Origin of the sequence: Peristeroidobacter soli, from assembly GCF_004138485.1 — a bacterium.
Lineage (GTDB): Bacteria > Pseudomonadota > Gammaproteobacteria > Steroidobacterales > Steroidobacteraceae > Steroidobacter > Steroidobacter soli.
In genome coordinates this window covers 93,243-116,183 of sequence record NZ_RYEV01000003.1, presented here as the reverse complement: position 1 = coordinate 116,183, position 22,941 = coordinate 93,243, and the positions used below count along the sequence as shown (strand labels likewise).

The window sequence follows — 22,941 nt, the reverse complement described above, 5'->3', positions numbered from 1 at the left end:
ATGAGCGATTGAGTGGGCTTTGGGCCCGTTAATTGATCGACAGCGTCGCCGCCGATGCGCTAGGGAAGCTGACCCGGCGCGCTCGCTATTTGTTTCTCCAGCCGCTCGGTGGCGAAGATCAACACCACGCCCCGAGACAACAGGCACTGCTCGCTGGCCGCGTCTTGCCGAATGACGATCACGGGGATCGACTCTGTTCTAGGATGTTGTCGCAGCCGATCGATGATGGCGTCCGTCGATACGACTGGCAGCTCCGCCGCGAGCACTACCAGATGAGGTGTCTCCGGCTCTTCCGTGAACAATCCTCTCTGAAACAAATAACGCAGGTCCTGTTCGCCATCCTTGACCCGGACGATCGCCGCCTCGAGCACGCTTGGCTTTCGTCCAAACCCTGATTCCAACTTTCTCCCGCGTCCAGTGCATTGACAGGCGCGGGTTGATCCTGCAACTCTGTTCGCAATAAGTTTGCTGCGGATGGCGACGAAAACAATCTGAATCGCCGCGCCGCTGCCAACTCACGGAACGACCAAACAGGGAGAGCGATATGAGACCGATCCATTGGTATGCTTTTTCCGCCGCGCTGCTGCTGACCGGAAACGCGCTTTCGAACACTGCATCTGCAGCCGAGTCTTCGCGTACGGTCAAAATACAAAACATGGCGGGCGTATCCACGTCTCGTCCCGGCGCGCCGCAGTCTCAGTCCGTAATCCGAATCTATCCCGCCACGAGCGCAGCCTGGGGATCCACCTCGTGCCGCGCCGATGCCGCCGATATTTCCATGGACGACTGGCATCTCTACGGCATCGCCATGCGTGCGTGGAAAGATAACGTGACCGTCACGATCACGGTCGACGACACGCAGATTATCGATACGTCCGGCGACCGCGTGTGCAGGGTGATGGCGCTGCACGCGGTCCCGTAGAGGAGCAACGATGAAAGCGATGACTCTGACGGCAGCGACCGCGTTACTGATGTCGATCTCGGCCAATGCCGGCGATTGGATCGTGCAAGGACGAGTGACGCGCCTGGAGCCCACTTTCGCCGATCATTTGAATTTACGCATCGACGTGAACGCCGGCACCTGCGCCGCCGGCGGCTGGCTGTTCTTCTACGGCGCCGGCTCCACGGCCGCGGACAAACAAGCAAGCGTGAAGGCCGTGTACGCGGGCCTCCTCGCCAGTTTGTATGCCGGCGGCACGATTGAAGTGTCAGGCCTCAATCAGGGATGCGTGGTGGAGCAAGTGCATCTGCTCAGAGACTGAGTGCCGCCGATCGCCTTCGCCAATAACCCAGCAGCGAGAACTTCTTTCCGCCTCACGGCTTCGCGTGAGCTTCCTGAATGGCTCGCAGCTCTTTGACGGCGATCAAATCTTTATCGCGCCCCATTGCTTGCTTGGCTCGGATGAGGCCGTCAACCGAGAGTACGCGGCATCGCCGTCCAAATAGCTCTACTTCGATCGACGCGGCTCGCACCGCCTCGAACTCGCCTACTCCCTTGATGGTGCCGAGCAAGTCCACCGGACCGAGGTCAGTTTCCAGATAAAGGTTGTTTAGGGCAACGCCGGGCTCGGGATTGTCCAGGAAAGAGAACTTCTGGGTCGTGAAGCGATGTTTTGGCTGGAGATCGCGAAACGTATCGCGCAGTTTCGCAATGTTCTCGGAACTCAATACCGTGCACACTTCCAAGTCGCGCGTTACAAGCGTGGACCCGTGAAGCACGCCGGCGAAACCGCCGACGATCACAAAGTCGACATCGGCGTCGCAAAGACGCTCAATCAGTTGGTTGAGCTTCACCACGGAGTTGCCGTCCGATGCGCTCCAGTTCGAGCGCCAGTTCGAGCGCGGCTTGATGTTGCTCGGCGCGCTTGTCGTAGGAGTAGCGGAGGCTGGTTTCGACCAGGCTCATGTCGATACCGGCACGCTTGGCTTCTTCGATGGCTGTGCTCATGAACAGCAAAAGCGACCTGCGGGGAGTGGCGCGCCCGACTGGATTCGAACCAGTGACCCTCGGCTTCGGAAACCGATACTCTATCCAACTGAGCTACGGGCGCGTGCGAAACGAATTGTAGCAGCCCCTCCTGGCGGACGGGGTCCCGCCCCGGGGGACCCGGCGGGGGCGCGAATCATAGCCGGCCTTGCCGTCCAGCCCAACCCCAGGGCCTGGAATTCGCGTCCGATCAGAGAGTTAGCCTGTTGAGTTTATCGGGAACGGCGACACCGTTATACTGCGCGCCGTTTTGCCATGTGGCTTTACCCGCCCCTGTAGCCTGTTGTTGGAGCCGAAGTGAGCGCCGAGCACGATAGAAAGTTCTTTGACACCTTCATGCTGGTACTCGGCATTCTGATCGGCATCGCCATCCTTCTATATGTGTTGGCGCGCATCGTCGCCTCCGGCACCCAGGAACAGCATGTGATCACCGACCCGGTGAACCAGGCCGTGGTGGCCGAGCGCATTGCGCCGGTGGCCAAGGTCGCGATCGCGGGTCAGGACAACTCGGCGCTGGCGCCGGTCCAGGCTGCTTCCGCGGAGCCGGCCAAGGAACTGGGTGGCGAGGAAGTGTTCAACATGGCCTGCATGGCCTGCCACGGTGCCGGTGTCGCCGGCGCGCCGAAGTACGGCGACAAGGCCGCCTGGGGCCCGCGCATCGCCAAGGGCGCGGACACGCTCCACAAGCACGCGCTCGAAGGCTTCCAGGGCAGCGCGGGCTTCATGCCGCCGAAGGGTGGCCGCGCGGATCTGGCCGACAAGTCGATCATGAATGCGGTCGACTACATGGTCGCCGGCTCGAAGTAATCCTGCCGTTTGGGTCGCCGCGATCGATGCGGCGACCCACTCGATTCGATCAGCGCAACTCCTTCGCCTTCGCCCGGAACGCTTTCACCGGGTCGCCATAAGGCTCCCCGCTTTCCAGCGTAACGCGCAGCGCCTCCTCGTAAGCCGCCAGCGCCTCCTCTCGCCGCCCAAGCTTTTCCAGCGCCTCGCCGAGCACGCTGTGAGTCAACGCAATGTAGTGATTCTCGCGCGCACTTCGCCGCAAGAGCTCGAGCGCTTGCTCTGCCTTGCCCTGCGTCGCCAGGTCTTGCGCAACCGCGTTCAACGCCGCGACGGTTGGCGCGACCGGGAAGCCGTATTGTCGAGATAACGCCGCATAGTGAGCCTCGACCTCACTGAGTGACGGCCCGGCCGCGTCGTCCTCACGACGCGGCATCCGCCAACCGGCGAACAACCATTCCAAACCGTCGTACAGCGCACGGTGCGGCGTGCTCATGTGGTCGTCACCCGGATAGTAACGATGCGTCCAGTGCAACCCCGCGGGCGGCTTGCGAGACAGCGCCTGGACCAGCTTTTCGGTGCTGAGGCGAATGGTGTCTTCGTGATCGGCCCAGCTCAGGAACAGCGCCGGCGGCGACTTCAGGCTGCGAATGCCGGCTTCCGTGCGGGCCACGAGCGCCTCGCCGTCGTACCAGAGCGAAGGGCTGATCGCGATGTGGGCCTGGAACAATTCGGGCCGGTGGATCAGCGCGTGCGTATTGAACACGCCGCCGAACGAATGGCCGACCAGAATGCGATACGGCGCCGTGCGATAGCGCGCATCCACCCAAGGAATCAATTCGTCGGCAAAGAACTTCAGGAAGTTGTCGGCATCGCTGTGCTCATAGGCCTCGCTCCACATCGGCTCGCCTCGCCACGCCGGGTTGCGCGCGGCTGGCACGAAATCGCGACTGCGGTCGGTATTCACGACGCCGATCAGGATCGTTTCGGGAATACGCTCGTTGAACGGCCCCAGGAACTGCAGAACGCCGGCCGCCTGCGTGAACTGCATTTCCGCATCGAGCAGATAAACGACGGGGTAGGCTTTGCCGGAGCGCTGGTAATCCGGAGGCAGCGAGATCAGCAGCTGTCGCGGCTCCTGCAATACGCTGGACCACAGGGTCTGGGCACGCCCCGCTACGACCGACACCTCGGTCGGCGCCTGAGCCTCCCAGCGTTGTGCCCAGCCAGGCATGGGCGCCACCAACCAGACCAGCACGGCCAACACGACACGTCTCATACGCACTCCCACAAATGAAAACGAGGCTCACGCTTCGCAGCGGAGCCTCGTGCGACCACCCAGCCCGACCTCAGAACTGCAACTGCGCACCGGCGGCGTACGTTCTGGGATAACCCAAGAACGTACTGTTCAACCAGTAGCGCTCATCGGTGACATTATCGATGTTGAAGCGCAGTGTGAGCTTGCGATCGTTCCACACGCGCGTTTGATAGCGCACACCCAGATCGGCGGTGGTGAACGAGTCGATGGTGTAGCTGTTCGGCAGCGTCAACTCCTGCTCGCCGGTGTGATAGACACCGGCGGAGAACGTCAGCCCGCTCAGCGACGGTAGCGAATATTCCGCATACAGCTTCGCCTGCGCCTTCGCGACGTTCTGCGGCCTCGAGCCCTCGACCTCCGGCACCTCGGCGTTGTCCTTGATCTTCGCATCCAGCACCGTGACGCCGCCGAGTAACGTGAAGTTCTCGGTGACGCGCCCGCTGACCGTCAGCTCGACGCCACGATGCACCTGCCGTCCATCTTGAACCAAGCGCACCTCCGCGGGGCTCACCGGTGCGTAGTACTCCAGCGCCTTGTCGATCTCGAACACGGCGGCGGTCAGCAGCGCACCGCCGACGGCGTACTTCGCGCCGATCTCGATTTGTTTGTTCTCGATCGGCGGCATCGCCTGACCGGCATTGAGAACGGCACGCCCGCTGCCATCGACGCCGGCGGCGACGCTACCTGCTTCGAAGCTCGTCATGTAGTTGGCGTACAGGCGCAAACCGTCGGTGGCGCGCCAAAGCAGTGTCGCGGCGGGGTTGGTTTTGCTTTTGTCGTAAACCGCGGTCGTGGCGCCGGTCGCATCGAACGCCTCGATCTTCAGCTGCGTATGCGTCAAGCCGATCAGCGCGGTCCAGGCGCCGACAGTGATCTCGTCACCCACCACGTAGTTCATCGAACGGGTGCGTTGATCGACATACTTCGAGCCGACCGGCAGGCCCGGCGCGTAATCGACATACAAGGGATCGGCGACGGAGCCCTTGGCAGTCGGGAAGGTCCAGCCCTGAGAGATGTAGGGCGTGGTCTCGCGCTCGTCGCCGAACACACCGCCCGTCAGTCGATGCGCGACCGCGCCGGTCTCGAACTTCGTGTCGGCGAACAGATAGGCGGCGGTGATGTCGATATCCGGATAGATCCACTCGCCGATCCACGGCGAGTATTGGCCAGGCAAGTCGTCGTCGCTGAGCGCGTTCAACGAGGCGCGCAGCTGCAAATCTTCCTTGCGCTTGGAAACCGCGGCGCGCAGCGTGCTGTCCTCGTTGATGTTCCATTGCAATCGGCCGGCGGCGTGCTCGGCATGAGCCTTGGTGAATGACTGCGGCTGTCCGTAGTAACGGTCGGTGTCCGGCGGATTGTCGTAGAGCGCGAAACTTCGCGGTGTCGAGCCCAGCGCCAGCCAGTAGGTTTCGCCGCCTCGCATGTCGCTGTCGGAGCTCGACGCATCGAACTGCAGCCGCAGATCGTCGGTGAGGTTCCAATCCAGCGCGGCACTGACCAGGCTGCGCTCCAGCGACTGGTGGTCCATGTACGTGTCGCCGTCCTGACCGACCACGTTCAAGCGATAGCCGAACTTGCCGGCACCATCGATCGGCCCGCCGAGATCGAGATGTCCATAGAAATTCTCGCCGCCCGCGTAACCGACGGTAACGCTGCGCAGCGCCTCGGCCGTGGGCCGCTTCAAAACATAGTTCACGGTGCCACCGACGTTGCCCACGCCATACAGAAACGCCGACAGGCCGGTGACGATCTCGATGCGCTCCTTGTCTTCGACGTCGGCGTTGTTGCCGTTGCGCATGCCGTCGATCTGGCTGTTCCAGCCGACCGAGAAGCCGCGCAGTACGGCACTGCTATAAAAGCGGGAGCGCGGCGTCTCGAGTTGCGCCACTGGATTGATGCGGAAGATCTGATCGGCGGCCGTGGCCATCCGATTCTCGATCAGCTCCGGCGGCACGACGTTGATGGAGAACGGAGTATCTTCGATGGCCTTCGCGCCCAGCACGCCGAGCTGCGATACGGATCTGGCGCGATAGCCGCTCTCCGCCGCCGCGTCACGCTGACCCCAGACCACGACGGCCGGCTCGGCGACCTCCGACTCTCCACTCGATCCCGCGCCGCCGGCGCCTGCATCGGCAACGACGACTTTGCGCGACTCGGCGCGTGCGGCAGCGTGCGTCGTTCGACTTGCCAAACGAATACCCGCCGCCGGATCCGAGGTGGCGGCAATCGTTTCCTGGGTCCGAGCGAGCGATGACTTGCCCGCGCTCGAATGTTCCTTCGGCACGATGGTCAGCGTCCGCTCGCCCACCAGCCGATAGGTCAGTTGCGTTCCCTGCAACAACAGATCGAGCGCACTCCCCAGCGGCATGCTGCCACTGACACGAGGCGCGGTCGTAGTGGGCAATGAACCGGCCGGCGCCACCAGTTGCATGCCGGTCTGCTTCGACAGTTCGATGATGGCGGTTTCCAACGGACCGGCCGCGATGTCGAGCGTGACCGCGGCGTCGAGATCGCGAGCGGCGGCACTGTTCGCGGCGGCGATGCCGGCGAATGCAGCCACCGCCAGGCTGAGCATGGATCGTGTCTTGTGCATATTCGTTCTCCCCATTGTGACGAACGTGCACCTAGACGACGGCGGCGGCGAATTCGGTACTCACGGCGTGGGAACCCGTTGAGCGGGAACGGCTTCGATGGTGACGGGAAACGCCTCCGGCAAGGCGAGCAACCATTCATCGACGCTCTGGCGATCGACGGCGCCGCTGAAGCGCAGCGTGGCGGCGTCGCTGTCGCTGACCTCGATGCGCCGCTCGGTATAACGACTCACGTCGGCGATGACGTTGCCGAGCGGTTCGTTGCGATAGATCAGCCAGCCCTCGCGCCAGCGCAATCGTTCTTCGAGATTCGGCGCGGAGCGCACTTGCAACGGCTCTCGGCCATCGAGATCGAAGGTCACTTGCTGACGTGGCGCGACGTTGACTTGCTCCCCCTCCCGTGTCGCTCGATTGCGAACGCTCACCACCCCTTCGGCGACCATGACGGTGACGTGATCGCGCACGGCGCGCACGTCGAACGCGGTACCGATCGCGGTGATCGATCCTCCCATGGCACGAACCACGAAGGCGCGCCCGGGATCTTTTGCGACCTGAAAAAAAGCTTCGCCGGCTTCCAGCCGCAATTCGCGGCGCTCGCGATTGAAGTTCACCACCAGGCGCGACCGGGCGCCGAGCGCAACGCGCGAGTCGTCCGCCAGCACGATCTCGCGATGTTCGCCGACGCGCGTTTCGAACACGCCCCAGGAGGGAGCCTGGACGGTTTCCCGGTAGAACAGCAACGCGACCGTCATCCAGGCTGCAACCGCCGCCAGCGCGAACACGCCACGACGCAGGCCCCGCCACGATCTCGACGCCAGGCCGGGCGTCGTGGGCGCCGGCGATTTCCTGGAGGCCAGCCACTGCTCGACGGAAAGCTCGCCGTCGTAGTCATCCTCGGCGAGCTCGCTCGCGGTCGGCATGGCGACCATCGTCGACGGCGAGGTGTGATGCCAGGCGGCGGAGACCGCTTCGAATGCCGTGCGGTGGGCTTCGTCGGCTTCCATCCATCGCAACCAGGCTTGCAGGGTCTGCGCTTCCGGTTCCGTCTGATCGCGGATCACGATGAACCATTCGGCCGCCTCGCGCCGTTGCGCGGCGGAATACCCCGGCGCCATTTCAGATCCTTGTTGGTTGTGTTGGCTCATTGCTCACACGTCCCTCGTCCGCTTTCGGCGGCATCCATCCTGGTCCGCAAGAACTCCAGTGCTCTCGCCAGGTAGCGACGCGCCATACGTTCGCCGATGCCGAGCCGGGTAGCGATTTCTTCCGTCGACAATTCGTGCACGCGGTGGAGCAGGAAGACTTGCCGGCATCTCGGCGGCAACTCCTCCACCGCCGCCCGTAACGTCGTCATCGCTTGCTCGCTGGCCACCAGTCGCTCCGGCGACAACTCGAAGGGGACGAAGTCCATATCACCCATCGAGGCCACGTTGCGCCGGCGGTCCCGTTGCCGCAGCCGATCCGTGACCAGGTTCGCGGCGGTTTTAAATAAGAAGGCGCGCAGGTAACTGATGGCACCCGGACCGCTCAGCCTGAGCAGCTGGACGTACGATTCCTGAGCAATTTCGCGTGCTTCCTGGGTGGAACCGACGCGGGCGGCAATGAACCGCAGCAGGGTGGCGTTGTGCTCCCGGAACAGCCGCTCGACCTCGGCGGGATCGACCATGGGGTCGGCAGACGCAGGCCGCTCGCCCGGCACCTCGGGCAAGGGGCTCAACTGCACCACCGGCAACTTTCCACTCATGCCCCACTATGACGACGAGCCCCGCGAAAACGGTACTCCGCGAGGACCGCTCATTTAACGATCCGGCCTCGGTCCGGCGCCGGCTTCACCGTGCCGGATTCGAGTTCCGGTCCAGTTTCCTGAGCATCATCGCCTCGCTCACATGCGGCGTGTCGACCGCCGAGGCGCCGGTGAGATCGGCAATGGTCCGGGCGACTTTCAATACGCGGTGATAAGCACGCGCGGAGAATGCGAGTTTGTTGGCCGCGCGATCCAGTAGCTGCCGGCCGGCGGCGGTCGGGCAACAGAGGCGTTCCGTCTCCCGTCCGTTCAACCGGGCGTTCGTACAGCCCTGCCGATCGTGCTGCAGCTCGCGCACGCGTGCGACACGGGCAGCGACGGCAGCGCTTGTCTCGGCTTTCACGATGTCCGCACGCAACAGCCCATGCGGAACGCGAAGCACCTCGACATGCAGGTCGAGGCGATCGATCAGCGGCCCCGACAGCCGGTTCGTGTATTTGCGGACTTGCTCGGAGGTGCAGTGGCAAATGCCGCGCTCGTCGCCCAAGTAGCCGCACGGGCAAGGGTTCATCGCCGCGACGAACTGGAAAGAGGCCGGGAATTCGGCCTGCTGCGCGGCGCGAGAGATGGTGATGACGCCCGTCTCCAACGGTTCGCGCAGTACTTCGAGCGCCCCACGCTCGTATTCCGGCAACTCGTCCAAGAACAACACACCGTGATGAGCCAATGAGATTTCACCGGGGCGCGGCCGGGATCCGCCTCCGACCAACGCCACTGAAGAAGCGGAGTGATGCGGAGTCCGAAACGGCCGCGTTCGCCAGCGCGATGTATCGATAGGAAGTCGCGCGACGCTGCGCACGGCGGCGACTTCAAGGGCTTCGTCCTCGCTCATCGGCGGCAACAGGCCGGGCAGGCGTTGCGCGAGCATGCTCTTGCCTGTGCCGGGTGGACCAATGAGAAGCAACGAGTGTGCGCCGGCGGCGGCGATTTCCAACGCACGCTTGGCTGTTTCCTGTCCGCGCACATCGCAAAGATCTGCATCGATGTCAGTCGCGCTATCAGGCGCGGCGCCGGTAATGAAATACAACGGAGCTTTGCCAGTGGCGTGAGCCACTACATCGGGCAAGCTGGATGCGATCGCGATACGACATCCGGTGACGAGCGCGGCCTCAGCAACGTTGGCACGCGGAACGAAAATGGAATGTTTAGCCCGGGTCGCCGCGACGGCGGCGAGCAACACGCCTTGCATCGATTGCACTTCGCCGCTGAGTGACAGCTCGCCATAGAACTCACAATCGCACAACGATTCCGCAGGCAGCTGACCGGACGCGAGCAAGAGACCGAGCGCGATGGGAAGATCGTAGCGACCGCCGTCCTTGGGAAGATCGGCCGGAGACAGATTCACCGTAACGCGACCGTCCGGCATCTCGAAGCCGCAATTCATGATGGCCGCGCGCACGCGGTCGCGACTCTCCCTCACAACGGCCTCGGCCAGGCCGACGATAGTGAAGCGCGGCAGGCCGCCGCCGATATCGATTTCGACGCGCACCAGCGGCGCGTCCATGCCGTGCTGCGCCCGACTCAAGACAGTCGCCATTGCCATCCGTGGCCTCCTGAAACATTCCCTGGCCGTTGTGATCAACGAACGCAACAGCGCCCGTGCGGGCCACGCGCAGCCGCGGCCATCGGCGTCATTCGATCATGGGCAAGTGAATGCCAGCTCGCTGTTGAGCGGGCGAATCGCCGCGAAATCCCTCCGCGGCGCCAGCGAAAATCAGCTAGGGATTTTTCTTTTCCAACTCCGCCAGCCGCGCTTCCAGCGCTTCGAGTTTCTCGCGGGTCCGGCGCAGGACGCCGGCTTGTACATCGAATTCCTGACGCGACACCAGGTCGAGCTTGCTCAACCCGGCTTGCAACACGGCCTTGAAGTTTTCTTCCAGATCGCGACGCAGCGCCTGCACTCCGGGCGGCACGGCGGAAGCAAGACGGCGGGCGAGGTCATCGAGTGAGCGGGGGTCCACGGATCAGACTCCTAACGGATTCAGGATCGGCATTAAGCCTCAAAATCGCCCGTTCGTGGTCATCGCTCCACGGTTACGGGGCAGCCAGCCGGCATTTTGCTCCGAGTTGAAGCAAACGGGCGGATTTTTCGCACCGGGAGAGTGCGCCGACGCCCTGTTCTCAGCCAGCGCGGCGTTGGTTTGCTTGCACGAATTCGTGGCACAGATGATGCATTTCCGATGCGGCGCGCTTGGGAAGCGGGGAATTACTACGACGGGTCATGACTGGTCATGACTAATCCTTCAAAGCACGCGCCCATGAACCCGGAGCCGGAATGCAATGAAGTTGATAACCGCGATCATCAAGCCCTTCAAGCTGGATGACGTCCGACAGGCCGTCGCGGATATCGGAGTTCAAGGCATCACGGTCACGGAGGTGCAGGGCTTCGGGCGCCAGCGCGGTCACACCGAGCTGTATCGCGGAGCCGAGTACCGAGTGGATTTTCTGCCAAAGACCAAGATCGAGCTGGCAGTGGACGATTCGATCGCGGAGCAAGTGGTCGAAGCCATCACCAACGTCGCCCGCACGGGAAAAATCGGCGACGGCAAGATTTTCGTCATCGACCTCGCTCAAGCGGTGCGCATTCGCACCGGCGAGACCGGCGTCGAGGCAGTGTGAGTTTCTTTTTCCTCAACAGCAGCACCTGGCAAACAAACGATCTATCTCTTCGTAGGAGAACGACAGTGAAGAAACCCTTGGCAACGAGCCGCGTGCTCACTTACCTATGGAGCCTCGCGATTGTCGCATTCGTGACGATCGCAGCGCCCGACATGGCGTTGGCGCAAGACGCTCCAGCCGCGGAACCTGCAGCTGCTACAGCTGCGCCTGCGGAGGCCGCGCCGGCTGAAGCCGCCGCTCCGGCCGAAGCAGCAGCCGCGCCCGCAGCTCCGACTTACGACAAGGGTGATATCTCCTGGATGATGGTCAGCACGCTGCTGGTCATCCTGATGGCGGTGCCGGGCCTGGCACTGTTCTACGGCGGCATGGTCCGCTCGAAGAACGTGCTGTCGGTGTCGATGCAAGTCTTCGTCACCTTCAGCTTGCTCGCGGTGCTTTACGCCATCTACGGCTACAGCGTCGCGTTCACCAGCGGTAACGCATTCTTCGGCGGCTTCGACCGCATGTTCCTCGCGGGCATGCTCGACGCGGCCGGCAACCTGACGCCCGCGGCGACCTTCAGCAAGGGCATCTACATTCCTGAGTATCTGTACGCCGCGTTCCAGATGACGTTCGCAGCGATCACGCCGTGCTTGATCGTCGGCGCGTTCGCCGAGCGCATGAAGTTCTCCGCGGTACTGGCCTTCATCGTTCTGTGGTTCACGTTCGCTTACCTGCCGGTCGCGCACATGGTGTGGTTCTGGGCGGGTCCGGATGCGTACACGACGGCCGATGCCGCTGCCGCTGCCACTGCCGGCGCGGGCTTCCTCTTCCAGAAAGGCGCGCTCGACTTCGCGGGCGGCACGGTCGTGCACATCAACGCGGGTATCGCCGGCCTCGTGGGCTGCATCCTGGTTGGCAAACGCAAGGGCTACGGCACCACGGCGATGACGCCGCACAACGTGCCGCTGATCATGGTCGGTGCCTCCCTGCTGTGGGTGGGTTGGTTCGGCTTCAACGTCGGCTCGAACCTCGAGTCGAATGCGTTCGCCGCGCAGGTGTTCCTCAACACCTTCGTCGCCACCGCCGCCGCGGTCATCGCCTGGACCTTCGCTGAGTGGATCTTCCGCGGCACGCCGACGATGCTCGGCGCGGCTTCGGGCGCGGTGGCTGGCCTGGTCGCCATCACTCCGGCCTGCGGTTGGGTCGGCCCGATGGGCGCGATCGTCATCGGCTTGCTGGCCGGCGCGGTCTGCCTGTTCGCGGTCACCAAGTTGAAGGCGGCCCTGGGCTACGACGACTCGCTGGACGTGTTCGGCGTCCACTGCGTCGGCGGCATCCTCGGCGCCATCCTGACGGGCGTGTTCAACGCTCCCTCGCTGGGCGGCACCGGCATCTATGACTACGTCGCCGGCACCTGGGGCTACGCGGGCATGGGTACGCAGGTCATCTCCCAGCTCTGGGGTGTGGGCACCACGATCGTCTGGTCGGGTGTCGTGTCCTTCATCGCCTTCAAGCTGATCGATCTGGTCATCGGCCTGCGGGTCAGCGACGAAGTCGAGACCGAGGGTCTGGACACGACCGAGCATGGCGAGCGGGGCTACAACCTCTGAGGGTGAGCGTCTGGTCGAAAGCGGCCGAGGCCCTTTCGACACGCTCGGCAAAAGGCGTGACTTTTACCGAGCTACATTCGATAACGGCATGGGGTGAAAACGGGCGCGCAAGCGCCCGTTTTCTTTGGCGCGCCCTTTCCCTACAACGTGAACCACTGCTCAATCCTGCTGCATGACAGGGACTGTCTTAATCCCTGGTTGGGACCGGTCCTGTTAGACTGCCGACGTTCTTTACATAGGACCGCGGCGTGAAACTGGTAGTCGCCATCATCAAGCCCTTCAAAGTGGACGAGGTGCGCGAGGCGCTGTCGGAGCTCGGCGTGGCCGGTGTAACGGTGACGGAGGTCAAAGGCTTTGGCCGGCAACGCGGGCACACTGAGCTGTACCGGGGTGCCGAGTACGTCGTCGACTTCCTGCCCAAGTGCAAGATCGAAGTGGCCATCGACGAGGACCGGGTCGACCAGGTGCTGGAGACCATCGTCCAGGTCGCCAATACCGGTCGCATCGGCGACGGCAAGATCTTCGTGATCCCGTTGGGTCACGCCGTCCGCATCCGCACCGGCGAAACGGACGCCCGGGCTATTTAATTGCTGGAGACTGCCATGATCAGACCTGTGTTGTTGCTGACCCTGGCCGCGGTGCTGGCGGCTGGTACCGCCGCTGCCGACGTCTACAAGTACAAAGACGAGAAAGGCAACATCCAATACACCGACAAGCCGCCGTCATTGCCGGCTGAACGGCTCAACGTCCAATCCCAGCGCACCGACGTGATCGCCGCGCAGGAGCGTTCGCAGGCCGCGATTCAGGCCGCGAACCCGAGTGCCCCCCGCCCCGCCGCGGGCAATTCGCCGGCCGACCAGAAGGCCGCCACCGAAACGACCGCCAAAGACAAGGCGGACCGTTGCATCAAGGCGCGCGAACGCTACGATAAATACATGAACTCACCCAAACTGTATGAAGCCGGCAAGGATGGCGAGCGCCGCTACCTCACCGACACCGAGCTCGATGCCGCGCGTGCCTCGGCCAAAGCTTCCATGGATGTGATGTGCCAGTGACCCTGCGAGCTGGATTTGTCGGCCTGGGCGCGATGGGCCTGGGCATGTCGCGCAATCTTCACAAGCAGGGACTGCTGAGCGCCGTATGGAATCGAACGGCTGAGAAAGCCACCGCGCTCGCGCAAGAAACCGGCTGCAAGGCCGTCACCAAGCTCGCCGAGCTCGCGCCCTTGTGCGATGTCATCGTCACCTGCGTATCCGCCGATGCGGACGTGCTCGCCGTGATCGATGAGCTGTTGCCGGTGATCAAGCGCGGCACCATCGTCATTGACTGCTCCACCATCAGCGCCGACACGGCGCGAACCGCCGCTCATCGCTTGAACGCGGCCGGCGCTCAATTCCTCGACGCGCCCGTCAGCGGCGGCACCGAGGGCGCACGCGATGGCACGCTCGCCGTCATGGTCGGCGGCGATGAAAAAGCCTTCGAACGCGCTCAGCCGGTGTTGCAGGCCATGGGCAAAGCGGTCACGCACTTCGGCGCCAGCGGCTCCGGCCAGGCGGCGAAGGCCACCAATCAAATCATGTGCGCCGGCGTGATCCAGGCGGTCGCGGAGGCCATGGCCTTTGCGAAGTCCGAGGATCTGCCGCTCGATCGTCTCATCGACACGCTCGGTAAAGGCGCGGGCTCCAGCTGGTACTTCGTGAATCGCGCGCCCAACATCTTGCGCGACGCCTACCCCGCTGGCTTCCGCGTGAAGCTGCACGAGAAAGATTTGAAGATCTGCCGCGCCATGGCCGCCCGCCACGGCGTGCAGCTGCCCTTGATCGAGATGACACTGGTTCATTACCGGCGCCTGATCGAGCAAGGTCATGGCGACGAGGACATCTCCACCTTGTTCCGCCTGAAGGACGCGCTGTTCGCCGCGGCCCGGGACAACAAACCCTAGGGCCTGGTCCTCATGGTGGCGTCAGCCTCCGAACCTCGCGCCACGTCGACCTCGCCTGCGTCCAAGGCGCCGACGTTCTTTCTGCCGGATTTCTGCGCCTCGCCCGCCATTTTCGTGGTGGTGCTGATCGCCGAACTGGTGGCGCTGGTGATCGCGCTGGCCCGGCAGGCGTTGCACGATAATTTCTGGACCGATCTGGCCGGCGGCTCGATGTTTCTTTTGTGGATCGGCCTTACCTGTTCCGCCGTGCTGTGCCGCTCGCGGCCGTGGCTGCAAACGATGCCACCGGCGCGCGCGGCGATGGCCGCGATCGCCATGCTGGTCGCGACCATCGGCCTGGTGTCGGAAGCGGTGTTTCAAGTGGGCCGGTTCTGGGCCGGCGACCCGATGAGCGCGGGGCCTGGCTTCTTTCCACACGATCACGCCGGGTTCGTGCTGAGAAATATCGTCGTCGGCTTCATCATCAGCGCACTGGCGCTGCGGTATTTCTATGTGAGCGCCGAGTGGAAACGCAGCATCGAGCAGGAAGCACTCGCTCGCATCCGCGCTCTGCAAGCGCGCATTCGCCCGCACTTCCTATTCAACAGCATGAACACCATCGCCGCGTTGACGCGCTCCAGCCCGGAGCGCGCCGAGCAAGCGGTCGAAGATCTCGCCGATCTGTTTCGCGCCAGCCTGAGCGATGCCAGCGCGCGCATTCCGCTCAAGGACGAACTGGAAATCGCGCGGACTCATCAACGCATCGAACAACTGCGCCTCGGCGATCGACTCACCGTGCACTGGGACGTCGATGAGTTGCCGATGCGCGCGCTCGTGCCGAGCCTGATCGTGCAGCCGCTGCTCGAGAATGCCGTGTATCACGGCGTCGAGACGCTGCCGCGCGGCGGCGAGATCTCCATCGTCGGCCGCCGCCAGGACGACCAGGTGCACATCGAAGTGCGCAACCCCATTCTGACTCAGACCGGCTACGCCAATCGCGAGGGCAATCGCATGGCGTTGGAGAACATCCGGCAGCGCCTGGAGCTGGCCTGGCCCGGCCGCGCCCGGGTCGAGGTCGAGCAGCGGGAAGGGGAATTTTGCGCCCGGCTGATCTTTCCGTATGCTGGCGAGGATATGGTAAACGGCTAGCCGGCATTGGGGCGGTAACCAAAACAGATGCGTCTGTTAATCGTAGATGACGAGTCGCCGGCACGGGAACGGTTGCGGCGGCTGTTGGAAGAGATCGAGGACTGCGAAGTCGTCGGCGAAGCCGACAACGGCGAGCAGGCATTGGCGACCTGCGGCGAGCTGCGCCCCGACGTCGTGTTGCTCGATGTGCGCATGCCCGGGCTGTCCGGCATTCAGATCGCACGTCACATCGATTCGCTGGAAGATCCGCCGGCGGTGATCTTCACCACCGCCTACGATCAATACGCCGTCGAAGCTTTCGAGACCGAAGCGGTCGGCTATTTGTTGAAGCCGGTCCGTAAAGAGAAGCTCGCTCACGCGCTACGCCACGCGTCGCGCATTTCTCCGACGCGCCTGGTGAAGGTCGCCGAGACCGCGCGACTCGAGCATCGTCGCGAACAGATCTGCGCGCGGCTGGGCGAAACGCTCAAGCTGATCCCGCTATCGGATATTTATTATTTCGTCGCCGATCAGAAATACGTGACCGTGCGCCACAAGGGCGGCGAGAGTCTGATCGACGAATCGTTGAAGGCGCTGGCCGAAGAGTTCGCGCCGGACTTCGTGCGCATCCATCGCAATGCTTTGATCGCGGAGAAATACATCTCCGCGGTGGAGCGCACCGATTCAGGCCAGTACGTCGTGCGAGTTCGTGAATGCGGTGAAGTGCTGGAAGTCAGCCGGCGTCACGCGTCCGAGCTGCTCCGGCGCATTCGCGGCGAAAGTCACTCCTGACGCGGGCGCAGGCGCATGAAGCGCCGCGCGGTCGTATATACCAACGCGCCGCGACTCACCCAACGCATCAGCCGTTTCGGTCCGATCAACGCGACCAGCGCCACGCCGCCAATCAGCACGGCGGGATTTTTCAACGCACGCTGAGCGGCGCCGATACCGCGATCCAGACCGCTCAGGTGATGCTCGATCTCATTCATGTTCGAGCCCAGCGCGCGACGCTGCACGGCTGCGCGCAATCGCAGGTTGGAATGCTTGGCCGTCAACTGATTGAAGCGCTCGCTGCTCACAGACGCGCCTTCAGCTGATCCCGATCCTTGGCCAGCTCCGCCAGCGTATCGTCCAGCAACGGCGGCTTGGTGCTGAGCTTGTGCCGGAGTATCAACCCGGCCACGACCGCGACCACGATGAACATGCCGACCATGGCCACCGAGGCCGCCAGCCGGTGCGTGTCCCAGAACACGAAGATCACCGCCAGCGCCACCAGGAACAGGCCCATCATCGCCGCGAACGCCGCGATGAAGGCCCACAGCAGAATCCCGCCGACCTGCCGCACCTCTTCCTGCAACTCGGTGGTCAGCAGCTCCAGCCGGGTGTGCACGATGGCGACGAACGTCGCCAGGAAGTTGTTGAGCGACTGAAACAGGCCGGCGACCGGACGCGCGCCTTCTTGCGTGCTTCGGGCATGCGCGCTCTGGGCGCCGGTGCGCGGATCGTGGGTTTCCACTGCCATGACGGAGTCGACTCGCGTCGCGCTCAGCGACGGGCGAGCAGCAGTCCGACCACCAGACCGATGCCGGCGGCAATGCCGACCGACTGCCACGGATTCTCGTGAACGTATTCGTCGGCGGCGTCGGCGATCTCACGCGCGCGGCGCATCGCCTCTTCCTCGACTTCGCTCAAGCGCACCTTGGCCTGGCGCAGCGACTCTTCGGCGCGCGCACGCACTTCCTGGATCTTCTCGCCGGTGAGCGTCGAGGTGGCTTTGAGCAGCGCCTCGGCATCCTCCATGACGGTCTTCAGGTCGGCGACCAGCTGGTCGGTAGTCACGTCTACTTGGGCATTCATGAGTCGTTCCTCTCGAGCTTCGTGCATCGGATGTTAGCAAACCAGTGAGCGGGCGGCGGTGCTAGCATGGCGACCTTTGCCGCGGGCCTGCGGCCACACGGATCGGAATACCCATGACTCAACCGCCACGCGTCGCACCGGTGAAAGATCGGTTCTACGCGCGCACGTTCGCATTGGTGACGTGCCTGGTGCTGGGCCTGGCCTTGTTCAAGATCGTCCAGCCCTTCCTGGGTCCGTTGCTGTGGGCGATCTTCATCGCATTTCTGCTTCATCCGCTGCATGTGCGGCTGGCCGCCCGGCTGCGTGGCAAACCCCAACTCTCGGCGGCATTGCTGACCGTGCTCACGTTCGTCGTCATCATCGGCCCGCTGACCGCACTGAGCGCGGCCTTCGCGGCCCAGGTCGGCGACCTGTTGCAGCTGGTGCAAGACAAGGTCGCCGGTCAGACAACTGGCAACGTGTTGAATCTGGCGAATGTTCCCTGGGTGCGCGAGGGGCTGGACTGGCTCGACCGGACGCTCGACGTGGATCTGGCGCAGCTGCAGGCCTGGTTCACGCAAGGTTCCAAAGAAGCGTTGCAGACTCTGGCGTCGCTGACCGGCAAAGTCTTCCTGGGCGCGGTCGGCACCGTGGTCGGCTTCGTGCTGATGGAGTTCATGCTGTTCTTTTTCATCCGCGACGGCGGCGAGATGGTGGACACCACGCGCGAGCTGATTCCGATGGCCGAGACCCCCAAGGCCAAGCTGTTCGACCATCTGGCGGCGGTCACGCGCGCCATGGTGTATGGCACCGGGCTGACAGCGCTGATCCAGGGCACGCTGGTCGGCATTTCCTTCCTGATCGTGGGCCTGCCCTCGCCCATCGTGTTCGGCGTCATCGCCGCGCTGGTGGCCTTGTTGCCGTTCGGTGGTACCGCGTTGGTGTGGGGCCCGGCGGCGCTGGTGCTGGCGGTGGAAGGCCGCTGGGGCGCGACGATTTTCATGCTGGTGTGGGGTGCGGTGCTGGTGTCGCTGGTCGACAATGTGGTGCGGCCGATGCTGGTGTCGGGGCGCGCCAATGTCGGTACGCTGACCGTCTTCATCGGCGTGCTGGGCGGATTGGCCGCCTTCGGTGCCATCGGCCTGTTCCTCGGGCCGGTCGTCCTCGCGCTCATCATCGCGCTGATCCGTTTCCGGCTCGAGATGCGACGCGCGGAAAAAGCCATGGCCGTGTCGGCGGAATGATTCGCCCTGCCCGCGCCGACTCGTTTATAGAATTGTCATGAGTATCTCCGAACACACATTGCGCATCGCCACCCGGCAGAGCCGTCTGGCCCTGTGGCAGGCCGAACACGTCGCGGCCCTGCTCAGAAACAAGCACCCGGATCTGAAGGTCGAGCTGGTGCCCATGACCACGCAAGGCGACCGCATCCTCGACCGGCCGCTGGCCGACATCGGCGGCAAGGGCCTGTTCATCAAGGAGCTGGAACTGGCCATGTCGGAGCATCGGGCCGATATCGCCGTGCATTCCATGAAGGACGTGCCGAGCGACATGCCGCCGGGTTTCACCCTGGCCGCGATGCTGCCTCGGGCCGATCCCCGCGATGCATTTGTTTCTACTCGTCACAAGAGTTTCGCGAGCCTGCCGCAAGGCGCGCGCGTCGGCACTTCGAGCTTGCGCCGGCAATGTCAGCTGAAACAGGCGCGACCGGATCTGGAGCTCATCACTTTGCGAGGCAATGTCGATACTCGCCTGCGCAAGCTCGACGAAGATCAGTACGACGCGATCATCCTCGCCGCCGCGGGTTTGATTCGCCTCGGACTGGAAAGCCGCATCACTGAATATTTCGCGGCCGGGCAATCGGTGCCGGCCGTGGGTCAAGGCATCATCGGTATCGAATGCCGTGACGACGATGCACGTAACATCGCTTACGTCCGTGCACTGAATGACACGGAGTCGTGGCAATGCTGTCTGGCGGAGCGCTCGTTCGCGCAACGGCTCGAGGGCAGCTGCCAATCTCCCATCGCGGGATTCGCGACGCTCAGTGGCGATCAGCTGCAACTCCATGGTGTCATCGGCGCGCCCGACGGTAGCGAGATGTATCGCGGCTCGCAGCTGGGCCCGGTCACCGAGGCGGCAGCGATCGGCGTGCGACTGGCGGAAGAGCTGTTGAAAGATGGCGCCGGCGAGCTGCTCGAACGTTTGCGGCAGGAGTCGACATGATTCCGAAGGTGATGCCGCCGCTGGCGGAGCTCACTGTCCTCGTGACTCGCCCCGCCTCCCAAGCCGTGGGCCTGTGCGAACGGATGCAGCAGAATGGCGCCGCGGCGATTGCCTTTCCCGCGGTGGAAATCGAGCCGGTCACTGCGTCCAAGGCGAGCGGTCACGATCTCATCATCTTTGTGAGCGTCAATGCAGTCGCGCATGGCGTGCACTTGATCGAGAAGAGCCCGACGGCACGCGTAGCGGCGATCGGCAAGGCCACCGCGGCGGCATTGAAAGAGACTTCGCTGCCGGCCGACATCGTTCCCGAAGCCGGCTTCAACAGCGAAGCGTTGCTGGCGCATCCGGATCTCACATTGGCCGATGGCGCGAAGATCCTGATCGTGCGCGGCTCGGGCGGTCGCGAGCTGATGCAGGAATCATTCAGCGCCCGCGGCCTGGTCGTCGAGACGCTCGACGTTTATCGACGCGTTCGCCCCACGATCGACGACGCCACGCGCGACGCGCTGGAAACACGCTGGCAGAACGAAGGCATCGACGTGGTCACCGCCACCAGCATCGAAACTTTGCATAATTTGATGGAGATGTTGTCCGACCGCGGGCGCGCGCTCCTGCGGGAGAGCACGCTGCTGCTGGCCAGCCGGCGCATCGCCGAAGCGGCGCAGGCCGCGGGCTTGAACGGGACGCTGATTGTCGCGAACGGCGCCGACGACGCCTCGATGATCGGCGCTTTGGCCAATTGGAGAACCCGCGCCCGGGCGGCTTGAAATCGGCACTGCGTGTTAGGATACGCAGGTCGCAAGCAGCGCCCTTTCCCATGGCCCCCTATGGCCAATTCTGGTCCTGAATCCATCAGCTCGGTTGATCCCGGCGATTCGTCGAGAACCCGTCGCGCGCATACGTACAGTCGATTGACGACAGCTATTGCCGTGCTCGCCTTGGCAATCGCCGGCTATGGCCTGGTGCGCCTGGATGCGATCCGGGACAAGCTCGATATCGCCAATGCCGCCGTGGCCGCGTCCAACGCCGATCGGGAACTGCTGCGCGCCGAATTGAAGAGTCAGGCCAGCCGCGAGCGCCAAGCCCATCGCGATCTGAATCGACGCCTGGACACGCTGAACGATGCTCCTCAACAACTGCAGGAGCTGGCCTCTTCCGTCGAAGAGCTGCGCGGCCGCGCCGAAGGACCGGAACGCGCGTGGTCGCGCGCCGAGGCATTGTTTCTTCTGGAGCTGGCCCAGCGCCGGCTGACGCTGGATCGCGATGTAGAAACTGCGATCGTCGCGCTGGAGTCGGCGGACCTGCGCCTCGCGTCGCTGAAGGACCCGTCCTTCGCCGCTGTCCGGCAAGAAATCGCCAAGGAGTTGCAGGCGCTGCGGGCCGTGCAGCTGCCCGATACCACCGGCATTCTGTCCAAGCTGATTGGCGCCGAAGAACGTGCCAGCGACGCGCCGGTGAAAGGCATCCTGGTCACCGAGCGCAACGCCTTCGATCGCACCAAGCTGCCGGATGGAATGTTTGCTCGCGCCGGCGCCATTCTCAGCCAGACCTTCTCGAATCTGATCGTCGTGCGCAAAGTCGACGACGCCTCCGGCAGCGTCATTACTGCCGAGGAAGCGCTGTTGAGACGCCAGCATCTGCAGTTGTTGTTCTTCGCGGCCCGCACGGCGGTGATCCGTCACGATGAGCAGGCGTATCGCACGGCACTGGCCGGTGCGCGACGCTCCTTGGGTGATTTCTTCGATCTTTCCAGCCCCGAGGCGGAGTCGTTGCTGAACGAAGTGCAGGCGCTGGAACCGATCAACATCGACCCCGCTCTGCCCACCGTGACCAACTCCATCAGCACACTGCGCCGGATGGTCCCGTCGCGCCGAGGCCCGGAGTAACCGCCATGAGAAGCGGTCTATACATCGCCGCGGCAATGATCGTCGCGGGTCTGATCGCCAACATCGTGTTGGGCGATCCGGGCTACGTGGCGCTGCGCTTCGCCGGTCGATTGATCGAAATGTCCGCGGTGACGTTCGGTCTGCTGCTGGTCGCCGCGTACTTCGCGGTGAGATTGTTGATCAAGCTCATCACCGCACGTCGTTCCTGGAAAGCGGCTCAAGAGGCACGACGTCACGAACGCGCCCGTCGCAGCTTTGCTCAAGGCATCCTGGAGCTGTCCGAAGGAAACTGGGAAGCCGCCGAGAACACGCTGACTCGCAACGTGCGTGAAGCCGAGAGCCCCGCGGCCCACTATCTGACGGCAGCTCGGGCTGCGGATCTGCAAGGCGCCTCTGAACGGCGCGACGAATATCTGCAGCGTGCATTGGAAGTGGCTCCCGAGCGCCGCGCGCCCGCACTCGTCATGCAAGCCGAAGTCCTGCTCAAGCACAAGCAGCTGCAAGCGGCGCTGACGACGCTCGAACAACTCGAAGCGATGAAACAGCAGAACGCGCGCGGCCTGTTGCTGCTCGCTCGTGCCTATCGTCAGTCGGGCGACTGGCAGAAGCTGCAGGCTTTGGAGCCGCGCCTGCGCAGTACTCGAGGCATCACGGCCGCGATGGTCGATGAGACGGTCGCGCAGGTTCATCTCGACCGGCTGAAAGACGCCGCGACCCAGGGCGACTTGAACGAGTTGAAAGCCGCCTGGAAGGAAACGTCCAAGTCATTGGCCAAGCATCCCGAGATCGTGGTCGCATATGCTCGCGCGTCGATGTCATGTGGCGATCACGAAGCCGCGGAAGCGGCGCTGCGCGATTGCATCAACAAGCAGTGGAATGAAGCAGCGGTGCTGGCTTACGGTGAGCTGGAAACCGACGAGCCGCTGAAAACGCTGGATCGCGCGGAAGCCTGGTTGCCTGAGCACAGCGATGACGCGGCGTTGCTGTTTACCTGCGCCCAGCTTGCAACTCGCGCCGAGCTCTACGGCAAGGCGCGCAGCTTCCTCGAAACGAGCATCGCGATCCGGCCGCGCCTGGAAGCATATCAACTGCTCGCGAGCCTCATGGACCAACTCGGCGAACACGAGCGCTCGGTGAAGGCATTGAACGACGCTCTCGCCCTGGCCGTGGGCCGCAAGGCGAATCTCCCGAAGATTCGCGCGCGCCGCTGGCTGGAACGCAGGCAAAGCGACCGGCGGAGAAACTAGGCT

27 protein-coding genes and 1 tRNA gene are annotated in these 22,941 nt (G+C 63.7%); 15 read left to right on the top strand and 13 right to left on the bottom strand.

The genetic code is table 11. The annotated features are described in order from the left end of the window. Positions 1–59: 59 nt before the first annotated feature. Positions 60–371 (bottom strand): response regulator, encoded by a 312-nt coding sequence (locus tag EKO19_RS09280; protein WP_129776153.1) that lies wholly within the window; start codon positions 369–371, stop codon positions 60–62. A gap of 173 nt (positions 372–544) precedes the next feature. Between EKO19_RS09280 and EKO19_RS09275 the strand changes: the two genes are divergently transcribed. Beyond that, on the top strand, positions 545–922 hold the full coding sequence (locus EKO19_RS09275) for a hypothetical protein (protein WP_129776152.1): 378 nt from the start codon (positions 545–547) through the stop codon (positions 920–922). Between the two features lie 10 nt (positions 923–932). After that, complete coding sequence (locus tag EKO19_RS09270) at positions 933–1,262, top strand: hypothetical protein (protein ID WP_129776151.1); 330 nt, start codon at positions 933–935, stop codon at positions 1,260–1,262. Positions 1,263–1,314: 52 nt separating this feature from the next. Here the strand turns inward: EKO19_RS09270 and EKO19_RS09265 are convergent, their stop codons facing one another. The 3 genes from EKO19_RS09265 to EKO19_RS09260 all read right to left on the bottom strand — a co-directional run bounded on the left by EKO19_RS09265 (position 1,315) and on the right by EKO19_RS09260 (position 2,051). Next, complete coding sequence (locus tag EKO19_RS09265; RefSeq protein WP_129776150.1) at positions 1,315–1,797, bottom strand: nucleotidyltransferase; 483 nt, start codon at positions 1,795–1,797, stop codon at positions 1,315–1,317. Continuing rightward, positions 1,772–1,948 carry a hypothetical protein gene (locus tag EKO19_RS38215; RefSeq protein WP_157995187.1) on the bottom strand — a complete coding sequence of 59 codons (177 nt, stop codon included), beginning with the start codon at positions 1,946–1,948 and terminating at the stop codon, positions 1,772–1,774. The genes EKO19_RS09265 and EKO19_RS38215 overlap by 26 nt, the downstream gene beginning before the upstream one ends. Positions 1,949–1,974: 26 nt before the next feature. Beyond that, positions 1,975–2,051 (bottom strand) — tRNA-Arg (locus tag EKO19_RS09260). Positions 2,052–2,284: 233 nt separating this feature from the next. On the opposite strand from EKO19_RS09260, the gene EKO19_RS09255 reads away from it, so the two are divergent. Further along, positions 2,285–2,794, top strand: coding sequence for a c-type cytochrome (locus tag EKO19_RS09255; protein ID WP_217705226.1), 510 nt, complete (start codon positions 2,285–2,287; stop codon positions 2,792–2,794). 49 nt (positions 2,795–2,843) lie between these two features. Here the strand turns inward: EKO19_RS09255 and EKO19_RS09250 are convergent, their stop codons facing one another. The 6 genes from EKO19_RS09250 to ubiK all read right to left on the bottom strand — a co-directional run bounded on the left by EKO19_RS09250 (position 2,844) and on the right by ubiK (position 10,447). Continuing rightward, positions 2,844–4,052: an alpha/beta hydrolase gene (locus EKO19_RS09250; RefSeq protein ID WP_129776149.1), complete on the bottom strand. Its 1,209-nt coding sequence runs from the start codon at positions 4,050–4,052 to the stop codon at positions 2,844–2,846. Between the two features lie 70 nt (positions 4,053–4,122). Beyond that, on the bottom strand, positions 4,123–6,684 hold the full coding sequence (locus EKO19_RS09245) for a TonB-dependent siderophore receptor (protein ID WP_157995186.1): 2,562 nt from the start codon (positions 6,682–6,684) through the stop codon (positions 4,123–4,125). A 60-nt stretch (positions 6,685–6,744) separates the two neighbouring features. After that, positions 6,745–7,827, bottom strand: coding sequence for a FecR family protein (locus tag EKO19_RS09240; protein ID WP_129776147.1), 1,083 nt, complete (start codon positions 7,825–7,827; stop codon positions 6,745–6,747). Then, positions 7,824–8,408, bottom strand: coding sequence for an RNA polymerase sigma factor (locus tag EKO19_RS09235; protein ID WP_246038892.1), 585 nt, complete (start codon positions 8,406–8,408; stop codon positions 7,824–7,826). The genes EKO19_RS09240 and EKO19_RS09235 overlap by 4 nt, the downstream gene beginning before the upstream one ends. Before the next feature lie 103 nt (positions 8,409–8,511). Beyond that, positions 8,512–10,029 (bottom strand): YifB family Mg chelatase-like AAA ATPase, encoded by a 1,518-nt coding sequence (locus EKO19_RS09230; RefSeq protein WP_129776145.1) that lies wholly within the window; start codon positions 10,027–10,029, stop codon positions 8,512–8,514. A 175-nt stretch (positions 10,030–10,204) separates the two neighbouring features. Beyond that, entirely contained in the window at positions 10,205–10,447 is a 243-nt protein-coding gene (gene ubiK, locus EKO19_RS09225; protein ID WP_129776144.1) for a ubiquinone biosynthesis accessory factor UbiK, read from the bottom strand. 319 nt (positions 10,448–10,766) lie between these two features. On the opposite strand from ubiK, the gene EKO19_RS09220 reads away from it, so the two are divergent. The 7 genes from EKO19_RS09220 to EKO19_RS09190 all read left to right on the top strand — a co-directional run bounded on the left by EKO19_RS09220 (position 10,767) and on the right by EKO19_RS09190 (position 16,538). Continuing rightward, the gene (locus EKO19_RS09220) at positions 10,767–11,105 is read left to right on the top strand and encodes a P-II family nitrogen regulator (RefSeq protein WP_116807584.1); all 339 of its coding nucleotides are present in this window, start codon (positions 10,767–10,769) and stop codon (positions 11,103–11,105) included. Between the two features lie 152 nt (positions 11,106–11,257). Continuing rightward, positions 11,258–12,697, top strand: a complete 1,440-nt coding sequence (locus tag EKO19_RS09215) for an ammonium transporter (protein ID WP_129777329.1) — start codon at positions 11,258–11,260, stop codon at positions 12,695–12,697. A gap of 248 nt (positions 12,698–12,945) precedes the next feature. After that, positions 12,946–13,284: a P-II family nitrogen regulator gene (locus tag EKO19_RS09210; protein ID WP_129776143.1), complete on the top strand. Its 339-nt coding sequence runs from the start codon at positions 12,946–12,948 to the stop codon at positions 13,282–13,284. Between the two features lie 15 nt (positions 13,285–13,299). Further along, positions 13,300–13,752, top strand: a complete 453-nt coding sequence (locus EKO19_RS09205) for a DUF4124 domain-containing protein (protein ID WP_129776142.1) — start codon at positions 13,300–13,302, stop codon at positions 13,750–13,752. After that, positions 13,743–14,639 (top strand): NAD(P)-dependent oxidoreductase, encoded by an 897-nt coding sequence (locus EKO19_RS09200; RefSeq protein ID WP_217705225.1) that lies wholly within the window; start codon positions 13,743–13,745, stop codon positions 14,637–14,639. The genes EKO19_RS09205 and EKO19_RS09200 overlap by 10 nt, the downstream gene beginning before the upstream one ends. 12 nt (positions 14,640–14,651) lie before the next feature. Next, positions 14,652–15,767: a sensor histidine kinase gene (locus EKO19_RS09195; RefSeq protein WP_129776141.1), complete on the top strand. Its 1,116-nt coding sequence runs from the start codon at positions 14,652–14,654 to the stop codon at positions 15,765–15,767. A 27-nt stretch (positions 15,768–15,794) separates the two neighbouring features. Continuing rightward, complete coding sequence (locus EKO19_RS09190) at positions 15,795–16,538, top strand: LytR/AlgR family response regulator transcription factor (protein ID WP_129776140.1); 744 nt, start codon at positions 15,795–15,797, stop codon at positions 16,536–16,538. Here EKO19_RS09190 and EKO19_RS09185 read toward each other — a convergent pair. Genes EKO19_RS09185 through EKO19_RS09175 form a run of 3 tightly spaced genes read right to left on the bottom strand, consistent with a single transcriptional unit; the run spans position 16,529 to position 17,603 of the window. Next, a complete protein-coding gene (locus tag EKO19_RS09185) occupies positions 16,529–16,825 on the bottom strand; it encodes a YqjK family protein (RefSeq protein ID WP_129776139.1) in 297 nt (98 codons plus the stop codon). The two genes, EKO19_RS09190 and EKO19_RS09185, sit on opposite strands and share 10 nt — an antisense overlap. Further along, on the bottom strand, positions 16,822–17,268 hold the full coding sequence (locus EKO19_RS09180; protein ID WP_129776138.1) for a phage holin family protein: 447 nt from the start codon (positions 17,266–17,268) through the stop codon (positions 16,822–16,824). Before EKO19_RS09180 ends, EKO19_RS09185 begins: the two co-directional genes overlap by 4 nt. A 23-nt stretch (positions 17,269–17,291) precedes the next feature. Next, entirely contained in the window at positions 17,292–17,603 is a 312-nt protein-coding gene (locus EKO19_RS09175) for an ElaB/YgaM/YqjD family protein (protein ID WP_129776137.1), read from the bottom strand. A 113-nt stretch (positions 17,604–17,716) separates the two neighbouring features. On the opposite strand from EKO19_RS09175, the gene EKO19_RS09170 reads away from it, so the two are divergent. From EKO19_RS09170 to EKO19_RS09150, 5 genes are all read left to right on the top strand, one after another. Then, positions 17,717–18,826, top strand: coding sequence for an AI-2E family transporter (locus EKO19_RS09170; RefSeq protein WP_129776136.1), 1,110 nt, complete (start codon positions 17,717–17,719; stop codon positions 18,824–18,826). 43 nt (positions 18,827–18,869) lie between these two features. Continuing rightward, on the top strand, positions 18,870–19,805 hold the full coding sequence (gene hemC / locus EKO19_RS09165) for a hydroxymethylbilane synthase (protein ID WP_175597069.1): 936 nt from the start codon (positions 18,870–18,872) through the stop codon (positions 19,803–19,805). Continuing rightward, entirely contained in the window at positions 19,802–20,572 is a 771-nt protein-coding gene (locus tag EKO19_RS09160; RefSeq protein ID WP_129776134.1) for a uroporphyrinogen-III synthase, read from the top strand. The genes hemC and EKO19_RS09160 overlap by 4 nt, the downstream gene beginning before the upstream one ends. A gap of 144 nt (positions 20,573–20,716) precedes the next feature. After that, positions 20,717–21,691, top strand: coding sequence for a uroporphyrinogen-III C-methyltransferase (locus EKO19_RS09155; protein WP_157995184.1), 975 nt, complete (start codon positions 20,717–20,719; stop codon positions 21,689–21,691). A gap of 5 nt (positions 21,692–21,696) precedes the next feature. Next, positions 21,697–22,938 carry a heme biosynthesis HemY N-terminal domain-containing protein gene (locus EKO19_RS09150; protein ID WP_129776132.1) on the top strand — a complete coding sequence of 414 codons (1,242 nt, stop codon included), beginning with the start codon at positions 21,697–21,699 and terminating at the stop codon, positions 22,936–22,938. Positions 22,939–22,941: the final 3 nt, after the last annotated feature.